Origin of the sequence: Thermomonas sp. XSG (assembly GCF_014678725.1) — a bacterium.
Lineage (GTDB): Bacteria > Pseudomonadota > Gammaproteobacteria > Xanthomonadales > Xanthomonadaceae > Thermomonas.
This window is the reverse complement of sequence record NZ_CP061497.1, coordinates 2198454-2216430: the sequence shown is the minus strand read 5'-3', so window position 1 is coordinate 2216430 and position 17977 is coordinate 2198454. Positions and strand designations below refer to the sequence as shown.

At 69.1% G+C, this 17977-nt stretch carries 23 protein-coding genes; 20 read left to right on the top strand and 3 right to left on the bottom strand.

The window, feature by feature from the left end:
* Positions 1-64 precede the first annotated feature (64 nt).
* Complete coding sequence (locus ICG51_RS10455; protein ID WP_190280311.1) at positions 65-487, top strand: hypothetical protein; 423 nt, start codon at positions 65-67, stop codon at positions 485-487.
* 3 nt (positions 488-490) lie between these two features.
* Here ICG51_RS10455 and ICG51_RS10450 read toward each other — a convergent pair whose 3' ends face one another.
* Positions 491-1432 (bottom strand): integron integrase, encoded by a 942-nt coding sequence (locus tag ICG51_RS10450; protein ID WP_223809430.1) that lies wholly within the window; start codon positions 1430-1432, stop codon positions 491-493.
* A 279-nt stretch (positions 1433-1711) separates the two neighbouring features.
* On the opposite strand from ICG51_RS10450, the gene ICG51_RS10445 reads away from it, so the two are divergent.
* From ICG51_RS10445 to ICG51_RS10420, 6 genes are all read left to right on the top strand, one after another.
* Positions 1712-1879 (top strand): hypothetical protein, encoded by a 168-nt coding sequence (locus ICG51_RS10445; protein ID WP_190280309.1) that lies wholly within the window; start codon positions 1712-1714, stop codon positions 1877-1879.
* 603 nt (positions 1880-2482) lie between these two features.
* A complete protein-coding gene (locus ICG51_RS10440; RefSeq protein WP_190280308.1) occupies positions 2483-2881 on the top strand; it encodes a hypothetical protein in 399 nt (132 codons plus the stop codon).
* A gap of 84 nt (positions 2882-2965) precedes the next feature.
* Complete coding sequence (locus tag ICG51_RS10435; protein ID WP_190280307.1) at positions 2966-3436, top strand: hypothetical protein; 471 nt, start codon at positions 2966-2968, stop codon at positions 3434-3436.
* A 329-nt stretch (positions 3437-3765) separates the two neighbouring features.
* Entirely contained in the window at positions 3766-4125 is a 360-nt protein-coding gene (locus tag ICG51_RS10430) for a hypothetical protein (RefSeq protein WP_190280306.1), read from the top strand.
* A 56-nt stretch (positions 4126-4181) separates the two neighbouring features.
* Positions 4182-4607, top strand: a complete 426-nt coding sequence (locus ICG51_RS10425) for an MAPEG family protein (protein ID WP_190280305.1) — start codon at positions 4182-4184, stop codon at positions 4605-4607.
* A 30-nt stretch (positions 4608-4637) separates the two neighbouring features.
* The gene (locus tag ICG51_RS10420; RefSeq protein ID WP_190280304.1) at positions 4638-5021 is read left to right on the top strand and encodes an ACT domain-containing protein; all 384 of its coding nucleotides are present in this window, start codon (positions 4638-4640) and stop codon (positions 5019-5021) included.
* Between the two features lie 19 nt (positions 5022-5040).
* Here the strand turns inward: ICG51_RS10420 and murA are convergent, their stop codons facing one another.
* Positions 5041-6312: a UDP-N-acetylglucosamine 1-carboxyvinyltransferase gene (gene murA, locus ICG51_RS10415; RefSeq protein ID WP_190280303.1), complete on the bottom strand. Its 1272-nt coding sequence runs from the start codon at positions 6310-6312 to the stop codon at positions 5041-5043.
* Positions 6312-6545 (bottom strand): BolA/IbaG family iron-sulfur metabolism protein, encoded by a 234-nt coding sequence (locus ICG51_RS10410; protein WP_190280302.1) that lies wholly within the window; start codon positions 6543-6545, stop codon positions 6312-6314. The genes murA and ICG51_RS10410 overlap by 1 nt, the downstream gene beginning before the upstream one ends.
* 66 nt (positions 6546-6611) lie before the next feature.
* On the opposite strand from ICG51_RS10410, the gene ICG51_RS10405 reads away from it, so the two are divergent.
* The 13 genes from ICG51_RS10405 (at position 6612) to mgtE (ending at position 17764) form a co-directional block, all read left to right on the top strand.
* On the top strand, positions 6612-7598 hold the full coding sequence (locus ICG51_RS10405; RefSeq protein ID WP_190280301.1) for a KpsF/GutQ family sugar-phosphate isomerase: 987 nt from the start codon (positions 6612-6614) through the stop codon (positions 7596-7598).
* Complete coding sequence (locus ICG51_RS10400) at positions 7598-8143, top strand: HAD hydrolase family protein (RefSeq protein WP_190280300.1); 546 nt, start codon at positions 7598-7600, stop codon at positions 8141-8143. The genes ICG51_RS10405 and ICG51_RS10400 overlap by 1 nt, the downstream gene beginning before the upstream one ends.
* A complete protein-coding gene (gene lptC / locus ICG51_RS10395) occupies positions 8140-8694 on the top strand; it encodes an LPS export ABC transporter periplasmic protein LptC (RefSeq protein ID WP_190280299.1) in 555 nt (184 codons plus the stop codon). Before ICG51_RS10400 ends, lptC begins: the two co-directional genes overlap by 4 nt.
* A complete protein-coding gene (lptA, locus tag ICG51_RS10390) occupies positions 8678-9199 on the top strand; it encodes a lipopolysaccharide transport periplasmic protein LptA (RefSeq protein WP_190280298.1) in 522 nt (173 codons plus the stop codon). Before lptC ends, lptA begins: the two co-directional genes overlap by 17 nt.
* Positions 9199-9918 (top strand): LPS export ABC transporter ATP-binding protein, encoded by a 720-nt coding sequence (gene lptB / locus ICG51_RS10385; protein ID WP_190280297.1) that lies wholly within the window; start codon positions 9199-9201, stop codon positions 9916-9918. Before lptA ends, lptB begins: the two co-directional genes overlap by 1 nt.
* A gap of 75 nt (positions 9919-9993) precedes the next feature.
* A complete protein-coding gene (locus ICG51_RS10380; RefSeq protein WP_190280296.1) occupies positions 9994-11418 on the top strand; it encodes an RNA polymerase factor sigma-54 in 1425 nt (474 codons plus the stop codon).
* 60 nt (positions 11419-11478) lie between these two features.
* Positions 11479-11805 carry a ribosome-associated translation inhibitor RaiA gene (gene raiA, locus ICG51_RS10375; protein WP_190280295.1) on the top strand — a complete coding sequence of 109 codons (327 nt, stop codon included), beginning with the start codon at positions 11479-11481 and terminating at the stop codon, positions 11803-11805.
* 39 nt (positions 11806-11844) lie between these two features.
* Complete coding sequence (hprK, locus tag ICG51_RS10370; RefSeq protein ID WP_190280294.1) at positions 11845-12801, top strand: HPr(Ser) kinase/phosphatase; 957 nt, start codon at positions 11845-11847, stop codon at positions 12799-12801.
* Positions 12798-13667 (top strand): RNase adapter RapZ, encoded by an 870-nt coding sequence (gene rapZ, locus ICG51_RS10365; protein WP_190280293.1) that lies wholly within the window; start codon positions 12798-12800, stop codon positions 13665-13667. The genes hprK and rapZ overlap by 4 nt, the downstream gene beginning before the upstream one ends.
* A 147-nt stretch (positions 13668-13814) precedes the next feature.
* Positions 13815-14207, top strand: a complete 393-nt coding sequence (locus ICG51_RS10360) for a PTS sugar transporter subunit IIA (protein ID WP_190280292.1) — start codon at positions 13815-13817, stop codon at positions 14205-14207.
* A 30-nt stretch (positions 14208-14237) separates the two neighbouring features.
* A complete protein-coding gene (locus tag ICG51_RS10355) occupies positions 14238-14507 on the top strand; it encodes an HPr family phosphocarrier protein (protein WP_190280291.1) in 270 nt (89 codons plus the stop codon).
* Complete coding sequence (ptsP, locus tag ICG51_RS10350) at positions 14507-16228, top strand: phosphoenolpyruvate--protein phosphotransferase (RefSeq protein WP_190280290.1); 1722 nt, start codon at positions 14507-14509, stop codon at positions 16226-16228. Before ICG51_RS10355 ends, ptsP begins: the two co-directional genes overlap by 1 nt.
* 174 nt (positions 16229-16402) lie before the next feature.
* Complete coding sequence (mgtE, locus tag ICG51_RS10345) at positions 16403-17764, top strand: magnesium transporter (RefSeq protein WP_190280289.1); 1362 nt, start codon at positions 16403-16405, stop codon at positions 17762-17764.
* Positions 17765-17977: the final 213 nt, after the last annotated feature.

Below are 17977 nucleotides of genomic sequence, written 5' to 3'. Positions count from 1 at the left end.
AGGCACGCCGCCTCCACCATGGAAGTGCTATATCCCGCACTGACTCCACCACCGCGAGCCCGCCATGCGCCGTATCGCCAGCCTCCTTGCCATCGCCCTGCTCGCCGGCTGCGTCGGCGCAGCGCCCACCCCCCAGCCGCCTGCCGGCAAGGACAGCCCCATGCATGACCACGCCCCGCAGACCGTGACCTTGGGCGTGGGCGAACGCGCCACCCTTCTGGATGGCAGCCAGCTGACCTACCTGCAGCTGGTCAACGACTCGCGCTGCCCCCCGGACGTGCGCTGCGTCTGGGCCGGCGATGCTGAAATCCGCCTGCGCTGGCAACCCAAGGCCGGCAGCGCCAGCGAGCTGTCGCTGCATACCAGCCCGCTGCCCAACCGCGGCCAGACCGAGGCCACCGTGGGCGGCCTGCGCATCGCCCTGCAGTCGCTGGAGCGGGGCATCGCGCCCAAGGCCACGCTGCACGTCACCGCCGCCACGCCCTGAGGCTCACGCGTCGAGCGGACTGCGCACCCCGCGCCCACCACGGTTCAGCACGTGCGTGTAGATCTGGGTGGTGGCCACATCCTTGTGCCCCAACAGCTCCTGGATAGTGCGGATGTCGTAGCCGGTTTCAAGCAGGTGGGTTGCGAACGAGTGGCGCAAAGTGTGCGCGCTGAGCAGCTTCTCGATTCCCGCCTGCGCACGCGCCTGCTTCAAGGCACGCGCCAGCACCGCATCATCGACATGGTGGCGATGGATGGCGCCGGTGCGCGGGTCCACCGAGCGCCGGTCGGCCGCGAACACGAACTGCCAGCCGAACTCGCGTCCGGCCTGCGGATACTTGCGTGACAGCGCATCGGGCAACGGCGCCTCACCGAATCCTTCGGCGATATCCTGCCGGTGCAGCAGCCGCGCCCGTTCGATCTCCCGCCGAAGCGGCCCTTCCAGCGCGCGCGGCAGCATGGTGCGCCGATCCTTGCCGCCCTTGCCGTTGCGAATCAGGATCTCGTTGCGGGCGAAATCCACGTCCTTGACCCGCAGCCGCAGGCACTCCATCAGCCGCATCCCGGTGCCATACAAGAGGCTGGCCATCAGCCAGGTGCGCCCCTCCATCATCGACAACAGCCGCCGCACCTCCTCCACCGACAGCACCACCGGCAACCGCCGCGGCCGCTTGGCCCGCAGCACCGACGCCATCCACGGCAGATCCACCCGCAGTACCTCGCGATAGAGGAACAGCAGCGCCGACAGCGCCTGGTTCTGGGTACTGGCCGCCACGTTACGCTCCGTCGCCAGCCCGCTGAGGAACGCCTCCACCTCCGCGCCCCCCAACTCACGGGGGTGACGGCGCCCGTTCGCCAAAATGAACTGACGGATCCACCCCAGATACGCTTGCTCCGTGCGCAAACTGTAGTGTCTTGCGCGGATTCTGCAGCGAACCACTTCCATCAGGCGGGCTTTGCCCTCCCCTACCGGCCCCGGTGCTACACCCCGTCTTTCAAGTATCTGCGCCATTACGCCCCCGGATCCGCCGCATAACCACGATGGTTCAGCATTCGCCGCACCTCCGCATAGCGGTTAAGGGATTGTTTCTTGGTAGGAAATCGCCTTGACCGCCCTCTTCCGACCACGCAACATCCGGTCCCATACCCCGCTTTTGGGGTCTACTCAGGTGTTAGGCGCAATGTTCCGAGTCCCCATGCAAGAGCCATGAGACGATCTTGAGCCATGCACGCAGATCCACTTGCAGCTCTGATCACCCTTATCGGCCTTGCAATCATGGCCGGCGCGATTCTTTGGTTCTTAGCATTACTGTTGATCCAGCCAAAAGAACTCGGCAAAAAGTTGAAGACTTCCTGGAAGATCTTCTGGGATGGCTTTTGGGGCTTGGGTTGATCACATTCATGGCCGCATGTGCGCCTAACAATTCGTTCAAGCCGACGCCGCTTCGCGGCGTCGTGATAGCTTTCCCGCATTCGCTGCTGTCCGCTTCGGCTACACCACGTTGCGGCGCGGCTTAACTCAGGTGTTAGGTGCGCGCATGAAGCAAGTCGGTCGCCGTGGTTTGTATCTCGCGATCGGGGTTCTGCCGGCATGCTTTGGCCTGTTCTTTGTACTCGCCTTGAAGATGTACTTGCTTTGGCCAGGCGCCCTTGCTGGCGCCGCCGGCGTCATCTGGGCTACCGCTTCCACCTTCCCTATGGGGCAACGTGCCTTTGGGCGCGTGGCACTGCTCCTTCTGCTCGGCCTGCTTACGGCGGCCCCGTTTTCTGCCCTAGCGGTTTACTTGGCAGTCGGCGACCTTTCGCAGGTTGGTGTGAGCGCTATCCTCGCAGAACCTAAGGGTGGCTTGGCCCCATGGTTGCTTGTCCTTCTCGGTCCAGTCGGGTGCGCGCTTCATGTCTTGTGGCGTGGTCGCCGCGCACCTAACAATTCGTCCAAGCCGACGCCGCTTCGCGGCGCGGCTTAACTCAGGTGTTAGGCCTCAGGGAGAGAGTCATGCAAGGACCACTCAAGAGCATTCTCGCCGGCGCAGTGTCGGGCATCGCCACCTACTTCTTTTCGCTACGCGCGCTCGGATACACCAACGCGTTCGTGATGCCGTCGTGGGCTTCATTGGCGGCTTGGGAGATCTTGGTCGTTCTTGGGCTAGGGGCAACGCTGGTGGCGTTAGTGGTTCACCTCATCGCCGTGCATATTCTTCGGGCCAATGCTCCCTTGGCCCTAGCCTCGTTTCTTGGCACCACGCTCCTCGCAATCGCACTAGCGGGCCTGCTTACTTTCGGTGCAAAGACGCTCGCTGCTTGGCTTCTCGGCGCGTTCCTAGCATCGCTGGCGTACCGCAAGCTGCGGCCTAACAATGCGTTCAAGCCGAAGCCGCTTCGCGGCTCGGCTTAACTTGGGTGTTAGGCCCCGCACGTGACTAAACCGCAATCGTCAAGAAGGCCAATGCCGCTAACGCGCGATCAGCAGGTTGCTTACTTGCGCAGATTCGGCGAAGTTTGGCCTTTGAAGTCTATTGCGATCGCATTAGGCGCGATCGCCGCCGCTTGCGTATACCTATTCAGTCAATCCACGCAGGAACAGCTGCGGGTGGTGGCGCTGTTCGTCGCTGGCGTCAGCGGGCTTGTGGCTGTTGCAATCGCAATGGACCTGCCGGGGTGGAAGCGCGCAGCCCGGGCAACGCGCACAGGGCGCCGCGTAAAGGGTTTCATCAAGCTCACCGTGGACCGCAGCGATGCCGAAAGTCCCACAATTGTCGGCCGAATGAAGGACGGGAATGCGATCTGGGATCTGCAGTTCAGCAAGCCGATCGGCTGGGAGCCAGATAGTGGCGATTGGCCTTGCGAAATGGTGTTGTTGTCCGGCGAGCCAACGCCCGCACTCGTCGAGCTAGAGGATGGGTTGCTTGTCCCAACACGCAGGTCGCGCCGTCAACTGGGCGGGGCCTAACAATTCGTCCAAGCCGACGCCGCTTCGCGGCGCGGCTTAACTCGGCGTGGGTCTCGGTGCCGAGTCCGTGGTCTATTCCGCCCGGGTGGACTCCAGCGCGCCCCGGGAGCAGGTCGATCTCCTGCTGGTTGAAACCGATCGCCGGGCCGAAGTCCACAACACACTCAGGGCGGGTTGTGCGGTCCAGCGGGTTGCATGGCGCGGGCCCCGCGCGGAAGGCATCGATGCCTCCGCGATCGCCGACGCGGCAACCCGCAATGGCACCAATCAGCCGACGGACGGCCCCCATGCCTCTTCCGTCACACGCGACGCCACTGGGGAAGGACCACATGCTTGAAATCGCCGCGCTGCTGCTGGCCCTCCTGGGTTTGGTCCATTCCGTGCTGGGCGAGCGCTACATCCTGGTCCGGCTGTTCCGCCGCGAGCTGCCGCCGCTGCTCGGTGGTTCCGCCTTCACCCGCAACACCCTGCGCTTCGCCTGGCACCTGACCACGCTGCTGGCGCTGGGCATCAGCGCGGTGCTCTGGCAGCTCGGGGATGCCCCGCCCGCCGCGGTGATCGCGCGTACGCTGGGCTGGTGCCTGCTTGCCTGCGGCGTGCTCCCGCTGCTGTTCACCCGCGGCCGCCACCTTGCCTGGGTGGTACTTTGGGCGGCAGGGGCGATGTGCCTCGTCTGGGCTGCGCGCTGATGCAGGCGCAGGCGGGCAGGCACAGCAGATCACGGTGACGGCAACGGGGGAATTCGATGGCTCCACAGCAGCATCTGGTCGCCGCCTGCGCGGCGCTGGCAACACTCACGTTCGTGGTGGGCCTGCGCATGCTGGCGGTGCGCATCGCCGAAATGCGCGCGCGGCGGATCCCCCCGCAGGCGGTGGCACTGTCGGCGGACCGCGCAAAGCGGCTGGAGGACTCCCGCGCCTCTGACAACTACAACCACCTGTTCGAGCTGCCGGTGCTGTTCTACGCGCTGTGCGCGATTGCGCTCGCCACCACCCACGTACCCGGATGGCTACCGGCCGCAGCCTGGCTGTTCGTCGGCCTGCGGATTGTCCACAGCGCGATCCAGTGCAGCTACAACCGGGTGATGCACCGGTTCACCGTGTTCCTTGCCGGCTTCGCCCTGCTGGCCACGATGTGGGTGGGCTACGCGCTGTCGTACCTCGCCGCCTGAGCCGACGGACCAATCCGACAGGACTCCTGCATGCCGATGCGCCTTTCATTGTTGCCGCAGGACTACGTGATCGCGCGGCTGCCTGCCGATGCGCCGGTGCCGGCCGGCGTGCTGGAGGCTTCAGGCTTCGTTTCGGTAGCGCGGACGGCCGACGAGCTCTCGATCGTGTGCCCGCAGGCAGTGGCACCGCCGGCGCCGAAGCTGGACGGCGGATGGCGCACGCTCAAGCTGCACGGCCCGTTCGCGTTCGACGAGGTGGGCATCCTCGCGGCCTTGCTGGCGCCTTTGGCGCAGGCGCGGATCGGCATCTTCGCGGTCAGCACCTTCGACACCGACTACCTGCTGGTGAAGGCGACGGACCTGCCGCGCGCGCTGGCCACCCTGCGGGCGGCCGGGCACGTGCTGGCAGACTGACCGTCGCGGCGCGCGCGATTCAGTCGACCCGCCGGATGCTCGCGCCCAGTGCAGACAGCTTGGCTTCGATGTTCTCGTAGCCGCGGTCGAGGTGGTAGATGCGGTCGATGGTGGTGTCGCCTTCCGCCACCAGCCCCGCCAGGATCAGCGATGCCGAGGCGCGCAGATCGGTGGCCATCACCGGCGCACCGGTCAGCCGCTCCACCCCGCGGACCACCGCGGTATGGCCGTCCACGCGGATGTCCGCGCCCAGGCGCAGCAGTTCGTTGACGTGCATGAAGCGGTTTTCGAAGATGGTTTCGTTGACCACGCCCACGCCGTCGGCCACGCAGTCCAGCGCCATGAACTGCGCCTGCATGTCGGTGGGGAAGGCCGGGTGCGGCGCGGTGGTGATGTTCACCGCGCGCGGGCGCTTGCCGCGCATGTCGACGGTGATGCGGTCGCCGGCATCGGCGGTGGATTCGACCGTGACCTCCGCGCCGGCTTCGCGCAGCTTGTCCAGCACCGCGTCCATGGTGTCGGCGCGCGCATGGGTGGCGGTGACGCGGCCACCGGTCATCGCCGCGGCAACCAGGAAGGTGCCGCATTCGATGCGGTCGGCGACCACCGCATGCTCGCAGCCGTGCAGCCGCTCCACGCCTTCCACCACGATGCGCGCCGAGCCGTGCCCGGTGATGCGGGCGCCCATCGCGTTGAGGCAGTCGGCCAGGTCGACGATCTCCGGCTCCATCGCCGCGTTTTCCAGCACCGTGGTGCCCTCCGCCAGCGCGGCGGCCATCAGCACGTTCTCGGTGGCGCCTACGCTGACCAGCTCGAACACGTGGCGCGCCCCTTTCAGGCGGCCATCGCAGCTGGCCTTGATGAAGCCATGGTCGACGCTGATCTTCGCGCCCAGCGCCTGCAGGCCCTTGATGTGCAGGTCCACCGGGCGCGACCCGATCGCGCAGCCGCCGGGCAGCGAGACTTCGGCCACACCGTGCTTGGCCAGCAGCGGGCCCAGCACCAGCACCGAAGCGCGCATGGTCTTGACCAGTTCGTACGGCGCGACGTGGCTGTTGACGCTGCGCGGGTCGACGGTCATCGCGTCGGCTTCGTGGGCCACGCCGGCACCCAGGCCGGCGAGCAGCTTGGCCGTGGTCAGCACGTCGTGCAGGCGCGGCACGTTGGTGATCCGCACCGGCGAATCGGCCAGCAGGGTGGCGCACAGGATCGGCAGCACCGCGTTCTTGGCACCGGAGATGCGGACCTCGCCCGCCAGGCGGGCGCCGCCGCCGACCACGATCTTCTGCATCAGGCAGCCGCCTCTTCGGGAGTCAGGGTCTTCAGCTGCAGGGCGTGGATCTCGCGGCCCATCAGCGCGCCCAGGGTGGCATTGACCATGCGGTGGCGGGCCAGCGGCAGCTTGCCGGCGAAGGCGGCGCAGACCACGATGGCTTCGAAATGGACGCCGTCTTCGCCATGCACCTCGGCGCGGGCGCCGGGCAGGCCGGATTCGATCAGCTGGCGGATGGTGTCGGCGTTCATGGGCTGGCAGGGGGACTCGCGTAAACTGAACGGCCCAGTTTAGCGGAAACCCGCCGAGCGCCCGTCATGTCCGCCCAGCCCGACAGCTTCGATTTCGCCGCCAGCGGCCGCCGCGTGTTCGCCGTGGAAGCCGACGCCCTGGCGGCCGTGGCCGCACGCGTCGACGGCGCGTTCAGCGCCGCCTGCCGGGCGATGCTGGCCTGTCGCGGGCGGGTGGTCTGCACCGGCATGGGCAAGTCCGGGCACGTGGCGCGCAAGATCGCCGCCACCCTTGCCTCCACCGGCACGCCCGCGTTCTACATGCATCCGGGCGAAGCCGCGCACGGCGACCTCGGCATGGTGACCGACGCCGATGTGCTGCTGGCGCTGTCCTATTCCGGCGAAAGCGACGAGTTGCTGCTGCTGCTGCCGGCGCTCAAGCGCCAGGGCAACACGGTGATCGCGATGACAGGGCGGCCGCAATCCACCCTGGCCGGCGAAGCCGACATCCACCTCGACGTGGCGGTGCCGGTGGAAGCCTGCCCGCTCAAGCTCGCGCCCACGTCCAGCACCACCGCCTCGCTGGCGATGGGCGACGCGCTGGCGGTGGCGCTGCTGGAAGCGCGCGGCTTCACCGCCGACGACTTCGCCCGTTCCCACCCGGCCGGCGCGCTGGGCCGGCGTCTGCTGCTGCACATCACCGACGTCATGCACGTCGGCGACGACGTGCCAAAGGTGGCGCCGGACGCCAGCATCAGCGAAGCGCTGATGGAAATGAGCCGCAAGCGGCTGGGCATGACCGCGGTGGTCGATGGCGACGACCGCCTGCTGGGCCTGTACACCGACGGCGACCTGCGCCGCAGCCTGGACGATGCGCAGGTGGACCTGCGCGCCACCCGCATCGACGCGGTGATGACCCGCACGCCGCGCACCATCGACGCCGACGCGCTGGCGGTGGAAGCCGCACAGCTGATGGAGGCGCACCAGATCAATGCGCTGCTGGTCACCAGCGGTGACGGCCGACTGGTCGGCGCGCTCAACATCCACGACCTGCTGCGCGCGCGGGTGGTGTGATGACGATGCCAATATTCCCCGCCGACGTCCTCGAACGCGCCGCGCGGATCCGTCTGATCGGCTTCGACGTCGACGGCACCCTGACCGACGGCGGCCTGCAGTTCGACAGCGACGGCCGCGAGCACAAGCGCTTCCACGTGCAGGACGGGCTGGGCCTGGTGTTGCTGCGCCAAGCCGGCATCGAGGTGGCGCTGGTCAGCGCGCGCCGCAGCGAAGTCACCCTGGCGCGCGGCCGCGAGCTGAAGGTGGCACGCCTGCACATCGGCGAACGCGGCAAGCTGGACTGCATGCGCGGCATCGCCGCGGACATGGGCATCGGCATGGACCAGGCCGCCTTCATGGGCGACGACCTGCCCGATCTGGCGGTGATGCGCGCGGTCGGCCTGGCCATCGCTCCGGCCAACGCACACCCGTGGGTACTGCCGGCCACGCACTGGGTCACCCCGCATCGCGGTGGCGAGGGCGCGGCGCGTGACGCCTGCGACCTGCTGCTGCATGCGCAGGGCAAGGTCGAGGCGATCCTCGAACACGGCGAGCACCCGTGAACTGGCGCCTGCCCCTAACGCTGGCGTTGTTGCTGGGCGCGATCGCTACCGGCTGGTCGGTGTGGCGGATGTCGCACCCGGCCGACGACGGCGTGCTGCGCACCCGCCCGGACTACGTGCTGCGCGACTACGAGATCACCGCGCTGGACAAGCAGGGCAAGGAGTCTTTCACCCTGCGCGGCCCGATGCTGCAGCGCGACCCGGCCGACCGCACCATGACCCTCGCCACCCCGCAATTCCTGGTGCCGGACCGACTGGGCCGCTACTGGAACGTGGTGGCGCAGCAGGGCTTCGTCCCCGCCGGCGGCGACCTGCTGGAACTGCGCGGCCAGGTGCGCGCGGACAGCCCGGCCGACGCCCCGCCGCCCACCCGCATCGAAACCGACTGGCTGGCGCTGGACCTGGAGCGCAACCGCGCCCGCTCCACCGCCGCCGTCACCGTGACCCGGCCCGGACTTACAATGCGCGGCACCGGTCTGGAGGCGGACTTCGACCGCCAGCAGGTCTCGCTTCTCTCGCAGGTACGCACCCACTATGTCCCGCACGACTGAATTCGCCGCCACCGTCCTGACGCTGGCCCTGCTGGCCGCCGGCACCGCCGTTGCGCGCACCTCCGACCGCAACCAGCCCATGGACATCGAAGCCGCACGCAGCGACTGCGGTCTGGGCGAGAACGCCACCTGCACCTTCAGCGGACAGGCCACCATCACCCAGGGCAGCCTGCGCATCGTCGCCGAGAAGGCGGTGGTCACCCAGGTGGCCGGCAAGCCCAGCCGCGCGCAGTTCAGCGGCGGCGTGCGCCTGCAGCAGGAAATGGACGACGGCGACCATATCGACGCGCGCTCCAACAACGTCGATTACGACATGCGCAACGAGGTGATCGTGTTCACCGGCAACGTCAGCATCGCCCAGCAACGCGGCAGCCTCAGCGGCGAGCGGGTGGTCTACAACCTCAGGACCGGCCAGCTGGAAAGCGGCGGCGGCACCGGTGGCGGCCGGGTCAAGATGCGGATCCTGCCGAAGCCGGCGCAGGCCAGCGGCAAGGGCACGCCCTGATGCTGTCCGCGGAAGGTCTGCGCAAGCGCTACCGTTCGCGCGAGGTGGTCCGCGATTTCGGCCTGACCCTGGCGCCGGGCGAAGTGGTTGGCCTGCTCGGGCCCAACGGCGCCGGCAAGACCACCTGCTTCTACATGATCGTCGGACTGGTGCCGGCCGACGCCGGCCGCATCGTGCTGGACGGCAAGGACATCACCGACCAGCCGATGTACGCACGCGCCAAGCTGGGCCTGGGCTACCTGCCGCAGGAGCCGTCGGTGTTCCGCAAGCTGAGCGTGGCCGACAACATCCGGCTGGTGCTGGAGCTGCGCCCGGACCTGGACGAGGACGGCCGCGAGCACGAACTCAGCGCCCTGCTGGATGAACTGCAGATCGGCCACGTCACCGAACAGCTGGGCGCCAGCCTGTCGGGTGGCGAACGCCGCCGGGTGGAAATCGCCCGCGCGCTGGCCGGCAAACCGCGCATGATCCTGCTGGACGAACCCTTCGCCGGCGTCGATCCGATTTCGGTGAACGAAATCCAGCGTATCGTCCGCCATCTCAAGCAGCGCGGCATCGGCGTACTGATCACCGACCACAACGTGCGCGAGACGCTGGGCATCTGCGACCGCGCCTACATCCTGGCCGACGGGGCCGTGCTGGCGCAGGGTGCACCGGCCGAACTGCTGGAGAACCCGGACGTGCGCCGGGTCTACCTGGGCGACAGCTTCCGCCTGTAACGCGCCGCGACGGCCGGGGCATCGCCCACCGCCGGCCACGGTTTTTTAGCGCCACGGGCGATATGCTGGGCGCGGATGAAGCAGCGCCTGTCCCCCGCGACGCAGCAACACCTGGTCCTGACCCCGCAGCTCCGTCAGGCGATTCGCCTGTTGCAGCTTTCCGCCGCGGAGCTGGAGGCGGAGGTGGCCGAAGCAGTGGCGAGCAATCCGCTGCTGGACTGGCAGGACGACGGGGCGCTGGTCGACCCACCAGTCACTGCCGGCGCAGTACCCGCATCGCCAGAACCCGCCTCCGGCGATATCGAAACCGCGCCGGATGAGCACTGGGAGACCGACACCGAAGAGTGGCAGGCCTCCGGGAGCGCGCCTGCGGGACGCGATGACGGCAGCGAGGTCGAGCAGCCCGATACCGAGGAGTCTTTGCAGGACCACCTGCTGTGGCAGCTGCATCTGGGCCACTTCAGTCCGCGCGACACCCGCATCGGCATCGCCCTGATCGATGCCATCGACGATGACGGCTACCTGCGCGAGGACCTGGCCACACTGGCTGCCAGCCTGCGCGCGGACATCGACGCCACGCCCGCGGAAATGCTGCCGGTGCTGCACCGCATCCAGCAGTTCGACCCGGTCGGCGTGGGCGCGCGCGACCTGGGCGAGTGCCTTTGCCTGCAACTGCAGGCGCTGCCGGCGGACACGCCCGCGCGCGCGCTGGCGCTGTCGATCGCGGCTGGCCCGCTGCCGCAGCTGCCAAAACTAGGCATCGATGGTGTCAGCGCCCTGCTCGGCTGTCCCCCGGCAGCGGCAGAGGCCGCGGTGCAGCTGTTGCGAACGCTGGATCCGCGCCCCGGCGCCCAGCACGGCGCACTGCCCGCCGGCAGCTACATCCGCCCCGATTGCGTGGTATGGCGCCAGCAGGGCCTGTGGCAGGTGGCGCTGGCGGGCGGCGCACTGCCCCGGGTGACGATCCAGCGCGACTACCAGCAGATGATCCGGCACGCCAGCAGCTGCGACGCCGACTACCTGCGGGGTCACCTGCAGGAAGCGCGCTGGCTGCTGAAGGGCCTCGAGGCGCGCGCCGACACCCTCCTGCGGGTGGTGCGCTGCCTCGTGCGCGAACAGGCCGCGTTCCTCGAATTCGGTCCGCAGGCGCTGCGTCCGCTGACCCTGCGCAGCGTGGCCGCGGATCTGGGCCTGCACGAGTCCACGGTGTCACGCGCGATCGCCCGCAAATACGTGCGCACGCCGCGCGGGACGCTGGCGCTGCGCGACTTCTTCGCTTCCGGCATCGGCACCGACGACGGCGGCAGCGCGTCCAGCACCGCGATCCAGAACCGCATCCGCCAGCTGGTGGCGGGGGAGAACCCGCGCAAGCCCTTGTCGGATGCACGGCTTGCCGATACGTTGAAGGCGGAAGGTGTGCCGGTGGCAAGGCGGACGGTGGCGAAGTACCGCGAAGCCCTGCAGATCCCGGCATCGCACGAGCGTATGCGCATCGGCTGAGCCGGTGCGTCACCCCGGCCGCAGGCACCCTGCCGGCGGCCACAGCAAAAGGAGGTCAAGATGCAGATCGAAACCTACGGCCAGCAGATGGACGTCACGCCCGCCCTGCGCAGCTACGTGGAGACCCGCTTCGAGCGGCTCGGCCGGCATTTCGAAGGCGACTGCGAGATCCGCGTCCAGCTCGGGCTGGAAAAGCCGGACCACAAGGCCGAGGCCAACGTCACCCTGGCCGGCCGCAAGCTGCACGCCGATGCCCTGGGCCAGGATATGTACGCGGCGATCGACCTGCTGGTGGACAAGCTGGACCGGCAGCTGATCAAGCACAAGGAAAAGCAGGTCGAGCAGCGCCGCGGCGAAGGGCTGGCACGCATGGGCACGGTCGACTGAGCCCGCGCCGATGACCCTCCTCCGCTCCCCCCGCACCGCATGAGCGCCGCCCGCATCACCGCCGCCGAGCTGTTCGCCAACCAGCAGGAGCGGCTGTCGCTGCGCTGGGTGGCCGGGCAGGAAACCGGCGGCCAGCGCGTGCTGGAAGCGGTGGACACGGTAGCCCGCCGGCCCTCGCTGGCGGGCTACCTCAACGCCATCTACCCCAACAAGGTGCAGATCCTCGGCACCGAGGAACTGGAATGGCTGGACGGGCTGGACGCCCGCCAGCGCTGGGAGACAATCCACAAGATCATCGACTTCCGCCCGCTGGCGCTGGTCATCAGCAAGAGCCAGTCGTGCCCGGAAGACCTGCGCATCGCCGCGGAGGAATCCGACACCCCCCTGTGGGTGTCGCCGCGCCGCGGCCATGAACTGCTCAACCACCTGCAGTACATCCTGGCGCGCACGCTGGCGCCGCGGGTCACCCTGCACGGCGTGTTCATGGAGATCTACTCCATCGGCGTGCTGATCACCGGCGAATCGGGCTCCGGCAAGAGCGAGCTGGCGCTGGAACTGGTCACCCGCGGCCACCGCCTGGTCGCCGACGACGCGCCTGAATTCACCCAGATCGCCCCCGACGTGCTGGACGGCGCCTGCCCCGAGCTGCTGCAGGACATGCTGGAGTTGCGCGGCCTGGGCGTGCTCAACATCCGGCAGATGTTCGGCGACACCGCGGTCAAGCGGAACAAGTACCTGCGCCTGATCGTCCACCTCAGCAAGCCGTCGCTGGAGTCCAGCACCGGCGGGATGGAACGGCTGACCGGCGACCTCGGCACCCGCCGCGTGCTGGACCTCGACGTGCCGATGATCACCATCCCGGTGATGGCCGGCCGCAACCTGGCGGTGCTCACCGAGGCCGCCACCCGCATGCATATCCTGCGCAGCAAGGGTATCGACCCTGCAGCCGCGTTCATGGCCCGGCACAGCCATTTCCTCGAGCACGCCGCGCAATGAACGGCCGCGAAGTGCCCACCATGCTGATCGTCAGCGGCATGTCCGGTTCCGGCAAGTCCGGCGCGCTGCACACGCTGGAAGACCTTGGCTATTACTGCGTGGACAACCTCCCGGCGGAATTGCTGCCGGAATTCGTCCGCCTGCTGCAGAACGGCGAATCGGCGCCATCCAAGATCGCGGTGGTCATCGACGCGCGCAGCCTCAGCGACCTTGCCGACGTCCCGACCGTGCTGTCGCGGCTCGGTGCGCTGGGCGCCAATCCGCGCCTGCTCTACCTCGAGGCACGCGACGAGGTGATCCTGCGCCGCTATGCGGATACCCGGCGCCGCCACCCGCTCAGCCACCTCGGGCTGGTGCTGGCGGACGCGATCTCGCTGGACCGGCAGGCGCTCAAGCCGCTGCGCCAGATCGCCGACATCCGCATCGACACCAGCGAGCTGAACGTCCACCAGATGCGCCGCCGCGTGCTGGCCGAGTTCGGCCTGTCCGGCACCGGGCTGTCGCTGCTGTTCCAGTCATTCGCCTACCGCCACGGGGTGCCGCCCGATGCCGACTTCGTGTTCGACGCGCGGGTGCTGCCCAATCCGCACTGGGATGCGCGCCTGCGGCCGCTGTCCGGGCGCGACCCGGAGGTGCGCGAACATCTCGACGCCGAGCCCGACGTGATCGCCTACGCCGGCCAGGTGCAGGCCTTCCTCGACAGCTGGCTGCCGAAGCTGCGTTCGGAAACCCGCAGCTACGCCACCATCGCGTTCGGCTGCAGCGGCGGCCGCCATCGCTCGGTGTACCTCGCCGAGCGGCTGGCCCGCCACTGCCGCGAAAGCGGCTGGGCGGAGGTGGCGGTACACCACCGCGAGCTGGACTGACCGCCACGGTTGTAGGAGCACGGGACGGGCGCGACCGCGCTTGCCGGATCGCGCCAAGAGCATCGCGCCCCTGCGGTGCTCCTACGGGGACAGGACGGATGACGCCCCCGCTTTCGCGGCATTGCCCGCGTCTGTTAAGTTTGCGGGATGTCCGTCGGCATCCTCCTCGTCACCCATGAAGGCGTCGGCAGCGCGCTGCTGGCCGTGGCCACGCGCCTGCTGCGCAATCTGCCGTTGGCCTGCGAGGCCTTCGAGGTGCCGTTCGATGCCGACCCCGACGCGATGCTGCCATTGGCCAGCGCGGCGATGCGCCGGGTCGACGGCGGCCACGGGGTGCTGGTGCTGACCGACCTGTACGGTGCCACCCCGGCCAATATCGCCGCCAAGCTGGCGCGGATCGGCACGCCGGTTCGGCGGGTGTCGGCGCTGAGCCTGCCGATGCTGCTGCGGGTGATGAACTACGCGGAGCTGGATCTGGACGATCTGCCGTCGGTGGCCGCCGCCGGTTCGCGCAATGGAGCCATCATCGATGATGCCTGATCCCCCCTCCCCCCGCCGCGGAGCACGCGCGTGATCCGCCGCGAACTGACCATCACCAACCGCCTTGGCCTGCATGCACGCGCCACCGCCAAGCTGGTGCAACTGTTGTCCGGCTTCCGCTGCCAGGCCACGCTGGAAGCGCGCGGCCGCGAGGTCAACGCCAAGAGCATCATGGGCGTCATGCTGCTCGCCGCCGGCCCCGGCGCCGAGGTCGTGCTACGCGTCGACGGCGAGGACGAACAGGCCGCAGCCGATGCGGTGACGGCGCTGTTCGAGCGCCGCTTCGACGAGGACAGCTGATGCGCCAGATCCTGTCCGGCACCGCCGCCGCCCGCGGCAGCGCGCTTGGACGGGCCCGCGTGCGCCTGCCGCATGCGCTGGACATCGACGAGGCACGCATCACCCCGGAAGAGGTGGAGCCTGAGCTTGCGCGCTTCCATGACGCGGTGGCCACAGTACGCACCGAGATGCGTGGCCTGCGCGAGCGCCTGCACGGCGCGCTGGCGCAGGAAATCGGCGAATTCCTCGACCTGCACGCGCTGCTGCTGGACGATCCCGAACTGCTGTCGGGCATCGATGCGCTGATCCGTACCGGGCTGTACACCGCCGACTACGCCCTGCGCCTCCAGCGCAACCGCATCGCCGCGGTCTTCGAGGGCATGGACGACCCCTACCTGCGCAGCCGCATCGACGACATCGACCAGGTGATCGGCCGCCTGCATGCCGCCCTGCACAGCCAACGCGCGGCGCTGCAGGGGGCTTCCGGCGAAATCCTGGTCACCGACACCGTGGCGCCCGCGGAACTGGCGGAACTGCAGGCGCAGGGCGTGGTCGGCGTCATCACCGCCGGCGGCAGTCCGCTCTCGCACAGCGCGATCCTGGCGCGCAGCCTGCACCTGCCGCTGGTGGTGGGCGCCGCGCAGGCGCTGCAGAAGATCAACGACGGCGACGTGCTGGCGATCGACGGCGGCAGCGGCCTGGTGGTGCTGGAACCCGATGCGGCCGACCTGCGCGGCCACCACCGCCGCGTCGCCGAGGTCAAGCGCGAGCGCCGCCAGCTCAACCGCCTGCGCCGCGAGCCCACCCGCACCCTGGACGGCGTCGACATCAAGCTGTGGGCCAACGCGGAATCGCGCAACGACGTCACCGAGGCGCACGCGCTGGGCGCCGCCGGGGTCGGGCTGTACCGCACCGAGTTCCTGTTCCTCGGCAGCAGCGAACTGCCCGACGAGGAGGCGCAGTTCCGCGCCTATCGCGACGCGGTGCTGGCAATGACCGGCCGCACCGTCACCATCCGCACCCTCGACCTCGGTGCCGACAAGGCCGACAAGACCGGCCTGGCCCTGCGCGACGAGCCCAACCCGGCGTTGGGCCTGCGCGGCGTACGCCTGTCGCTGGCGCGCAGCGGGCTGCTGCGCACCCAGCTGCGCGCCATCGCCCGCGCCTCCGGCTACGGCCCGCTGCGGGTGCTGGTGCCGATGGTCAGCGGCGGCGAGGAGGTGCGCGCGGTCCGCCACGCGCTGGACGACGTGCTGCGCGAGCTGTACGCCGAAGGCCGCGAAACCGCGACGCAGATCCCCTTGGGGGCGATGGTCGAGGTGCCGTCGGCGGCGCTGGCGCTGCCCACCTTCGTCGGCCTGTGCGACTTCCTCTCCATCGGCACCAATGACCTGGTGCAGTACCTGCTCGCCGCGGACCGCACCAACGAAGCGCTGGACGGCCTGTACTCGCCACTGCATCCGGCGGTGCTGCGGGTGCTGCGCGACGTGGTGCGGACCGGCCAGCGCCGCGGCAAGCCGGTCACGGTCTGCGGCGAGATCGCCGCCGATCCCGCGTTCGTGCCGCTGCTGCTGGCGCTGGGCCTGACCGAGCTGAGCCTGCACCCGGCCACGCTGCTGGAAGTGCGCCGCACCATCCGGGCCTGCGATCTCGGCCGCCTGCGTGCGGCCGCGCCGGCACTGCTGCGCGCGCGCAACCGCGACGGCATCGAGCGCTGGCTGCAGGCAAACCCGGCCGGTTGAGCGCCGCCCGCGCGGGTGCGCACGCACATCCCTCGCATCCGCGGCCGGTTTGGGGTGGGCACCGCCACCGCGACGGGCGATAATGCCCGCACTATGAACGCCTGATCCGCTGCGGCTGGCAGGGCATCCCGTCGATGCCCCGGTCGCGGCCCACCCCGCCACCGGACGCCGCGCATGGCCGAACCCATCCGCCACGACAAGACCGCGCGCCAGCTGCGCCTGCTCAGCGACGCGCTGGACAGCGGCCGGCTGGGCCCGGTGCGGCGGCTGGTCAACACCCTGTCGCCGGCCGAGATCGGCAACCTGCTGGAATCGCTGCCACCGGGCAAGCGCACCGTGGTGTGGGGGCTGGTGGATCCCGAGGACGACGGCGAGGTACTGGTGCACGTCGGCGACGAGGTGCGCGAAGGCCTGATCGCCGACATGGACCAGGACGAGCTGGTCGCCGCCGCCGAAGGCCTCGACATCGACGACCTGGCCGACCTGGTCGAAGACCTGCCGGATACGGTGATCGACGAAGTCCTGAAGTCGATGGACCGCGAGAACCGCGAGCGCCTGGAGCAGGTGCTGTCCTACGACGAGGACAGCGCCGGCCGCCTGATGAACCCCGACGTGGTGACGGTGCGCGCCGACACCACCATCGACGTGGTGCTGCGCTACCTGCGCCTGCGCGGCGAGCTGCCCGACCACACCGACCACCTGTACGTGGTCAGCAAGCGCCACCAGTACCTCGGCCGGATCGCCCTGCAGGCGCTGCTGACCCACGAGGCCGGCACACCGATCAACCAGCTGCTGGACGACGAGCAGCCGGCCATCGACGTCAACGAGACCTCAAGCGAAGTGGCGCGGCAGTTCTCCGACCACGACTGGATCTCCGCGCCGGTGGTGGATGACAACAACATCCTGCTGGGCCGCATCACCATCGACGACGTGGTCGACATCATCCGCGAGCAGGCCGAGCACCAGGTGCTGTCTGCGGCCGGCCTGGACGAGGACGAGGACCTGTTCAGCCCGGTCTGGCGCGCGATGCGGCGGCGGCTGGTATGGCTGTCGATCAACCTGTGCACCGCCTTCCTGGCCGCCAGCGTGGTCGGCCAGTTCGAGGCAACCATCGACAAGCTGGTGGCGCTGGCGGTGCTGATGCCGATCGTCGCAGGCATGGGCGGCAACGCCGGCACCCAGGTGCTGGCGCTGATGGTGCGCGGCCTGGCGCTGGGCCAGGTGGGCGCGTCCAACATCAAGCCGCTGCTGTGGAAGGAAGCCCGCGTGGCGCTGCTCAACGGGCTGGTGCTGGGCGCGGTGCTGGGGCTGATCGTGCTGGCGTGGTTCCACAGCGTGGGGCTGTCGCTGGTGATCTTCGTCGCGCTGACCTGCAATCTGGTGTTCGCCGCAGTGGCCGGCGTGCTGGTGCCGGTGACGCTGAAGCGCGCCGGCTACGACCCCGCGCTGGCCAGCAGCATCTTCCTCACCACCGTCACCGACGTGATGGGCTTTTTCACCTTCCTCGGCCTGGCGACCGTGGTGCTGCTGCGCTGAGGCACTGGCCGGATCCGCGGCCAAATCCGTGGCATTGAGGTGGAGGCAGCGTGCCCGCATGATCGCGGCCCCTCTTCCACCACAGATGCCGCTTTCATGCCCTCACGCCTTTCCCTGTCGCTCGCCCTTGCCATCGCCTTGTCCGCCTGCGCCGGACAGGACGCGCCTGCCGCTACCGCTGCCGCGCCTGCCTCAGCAACGGCGCCAGCCGCG

Excerpts from the sequence above, each read along its gene's own strand:
- mgtE (WP_190280289.1), top strand. The coding sequence starts at position 16,403 with ATGGCCGAACCCATCCGCCACGACAAGACCGCGCGCCAGCTGCGCCTG.
- lptA (WP_190280298.1), top strand. The coding sequence starts at position 8,678 with ATGTCCCGCACGACTGAATTCGCCGCCACCGTCCTGACGCTGGCCCTG.
- raiA (WP_190280295.1), top strand. The coding sequence starts at position 11,479 with ATGCAGATCGAAACCTACGGCCAGCAGATGGACGTCACGCCCGCCCTG.
- ICG51_RS10380 (WP_190280296.1), top strand. The coding sequence starts at position 9,994 with ATGAAGCAGCGCCTGTCCCCCGCGACGCAGCAACACCTGGTCCTGACC.
- ICG51_RS10420 (WP_190280304.1), top strand. The coding sequence starts at position 4,638 with ATGCCGATGCGCCTTTCATTGTTGCCGCAGGACTACGTGATCGCGCGG.
- ICG51_RS10410 (WP_190280302.1), bottom strand. The coding sequence starts at position 6,545 with ATGAACGCCGACACCATCCGCCAGCTGATCGAATCCGGCCTGCCCGGC.
- ICG51_RS10360 (WP_190280292.1), top strand. The coding sequence starts at position 13,815 with ATGTCCGTCGGCATCCTCCTCGTCACCCATGAAGGCGTCGGCAGCGCG.
- ICG51_RS10400 (WP_190280300.1), top strand. The coding sequence starts at position 7,598 with ATGACGATGCCAATATTCCCCGCCGACGTCCTCGAACGCGCCGCGCGG.
- ICG51_RS10440 (WP_190280308.1), top strand. The coding sequence starts at position 2,483 with ATGCAAGGACCACTCAAGAGCATTCTCGCCGGCGCAGTGTCGGGCATC.
- ptsP (WP_190280290.1), top strand. The coding sequence starts at position 14,507 with ATGCGCCAGATCCTGTCCGGCACCGCCGCCGCCCGCGGCAGCGCGCTT.
- ICG51_RS10445 (WP_190280309.1), top strand. The coding sequence starts at position 1,712 with ATGCACGCAGATCCACTTGCAGCTCTGATCACCCTTATCGGCCTTGCA.
- ICG51_RS10450 (WP_223809430.1), bottom strand. The coding sequence starts at position 1,432 with ATGGAAGTGGTTCGCTGCAGAATCCGCGCAAGACACTACAGTTTGCGC.
- ICG51_RS10455 (WP_190280311.1), top strand. The coding sequence starts at position 65 with ATGCGCCGTATCGCCAGCCTCCTTGCCATCGCCCTGCTCGCCGGCTGC.
- hprK (WP_190280294.1), top strand. The coding sequence starts at position 11,845 with ATGAGCGCCGCCCGCATCACCGCCGCCGAGCTGTTCGCCAACCAGCAG.
- murA (WP_190280303.1), bottom strand. The coding sequence starts at position 6,312 with ATGCAGAAGATCGTGGTCGGCGGCGGCGCCCGCCTGGCGGGCGAGGTC.
- ICG51_RS10405 (WP_190280301.1), top strand. The coding sequence starts at position 6,612 with ATGTCCGCCCAGCCCGACAGCTTCGATTTCGCCGCCAGCGGCCGCCGC.
- ICG51_RS10425 (WP_190280305.1), top strand. The coding sequence starts at position 4,182 with ATGGCTCCACAGCAGCATCTGGTCGCCGCCTGCGCGGCGCTGGCAACA.
- ICG51_RS10430 (WP_190280306.1), top strand. The coding sequence starts at position 3,766 with ATGCTTGAAATCGCCGCGCTGCTGCTGGCCCTCCTGGGTTTGGTCCAT.
- rapZ (WP_190280293.1), top strand. The coding sequence starts at position 12,798 with ATGAACGGCCGCGAAGTGCCCACCATGCTGATCGTCAGCGGCATGTCC.
- lptB (WP_190280297.1), top strand. The coding sequence starts at position 9,199 with ATGCTGTCCGCGGAAGGTCTGCGCAAGCGCTACCGTTCGCGCGAGGTG.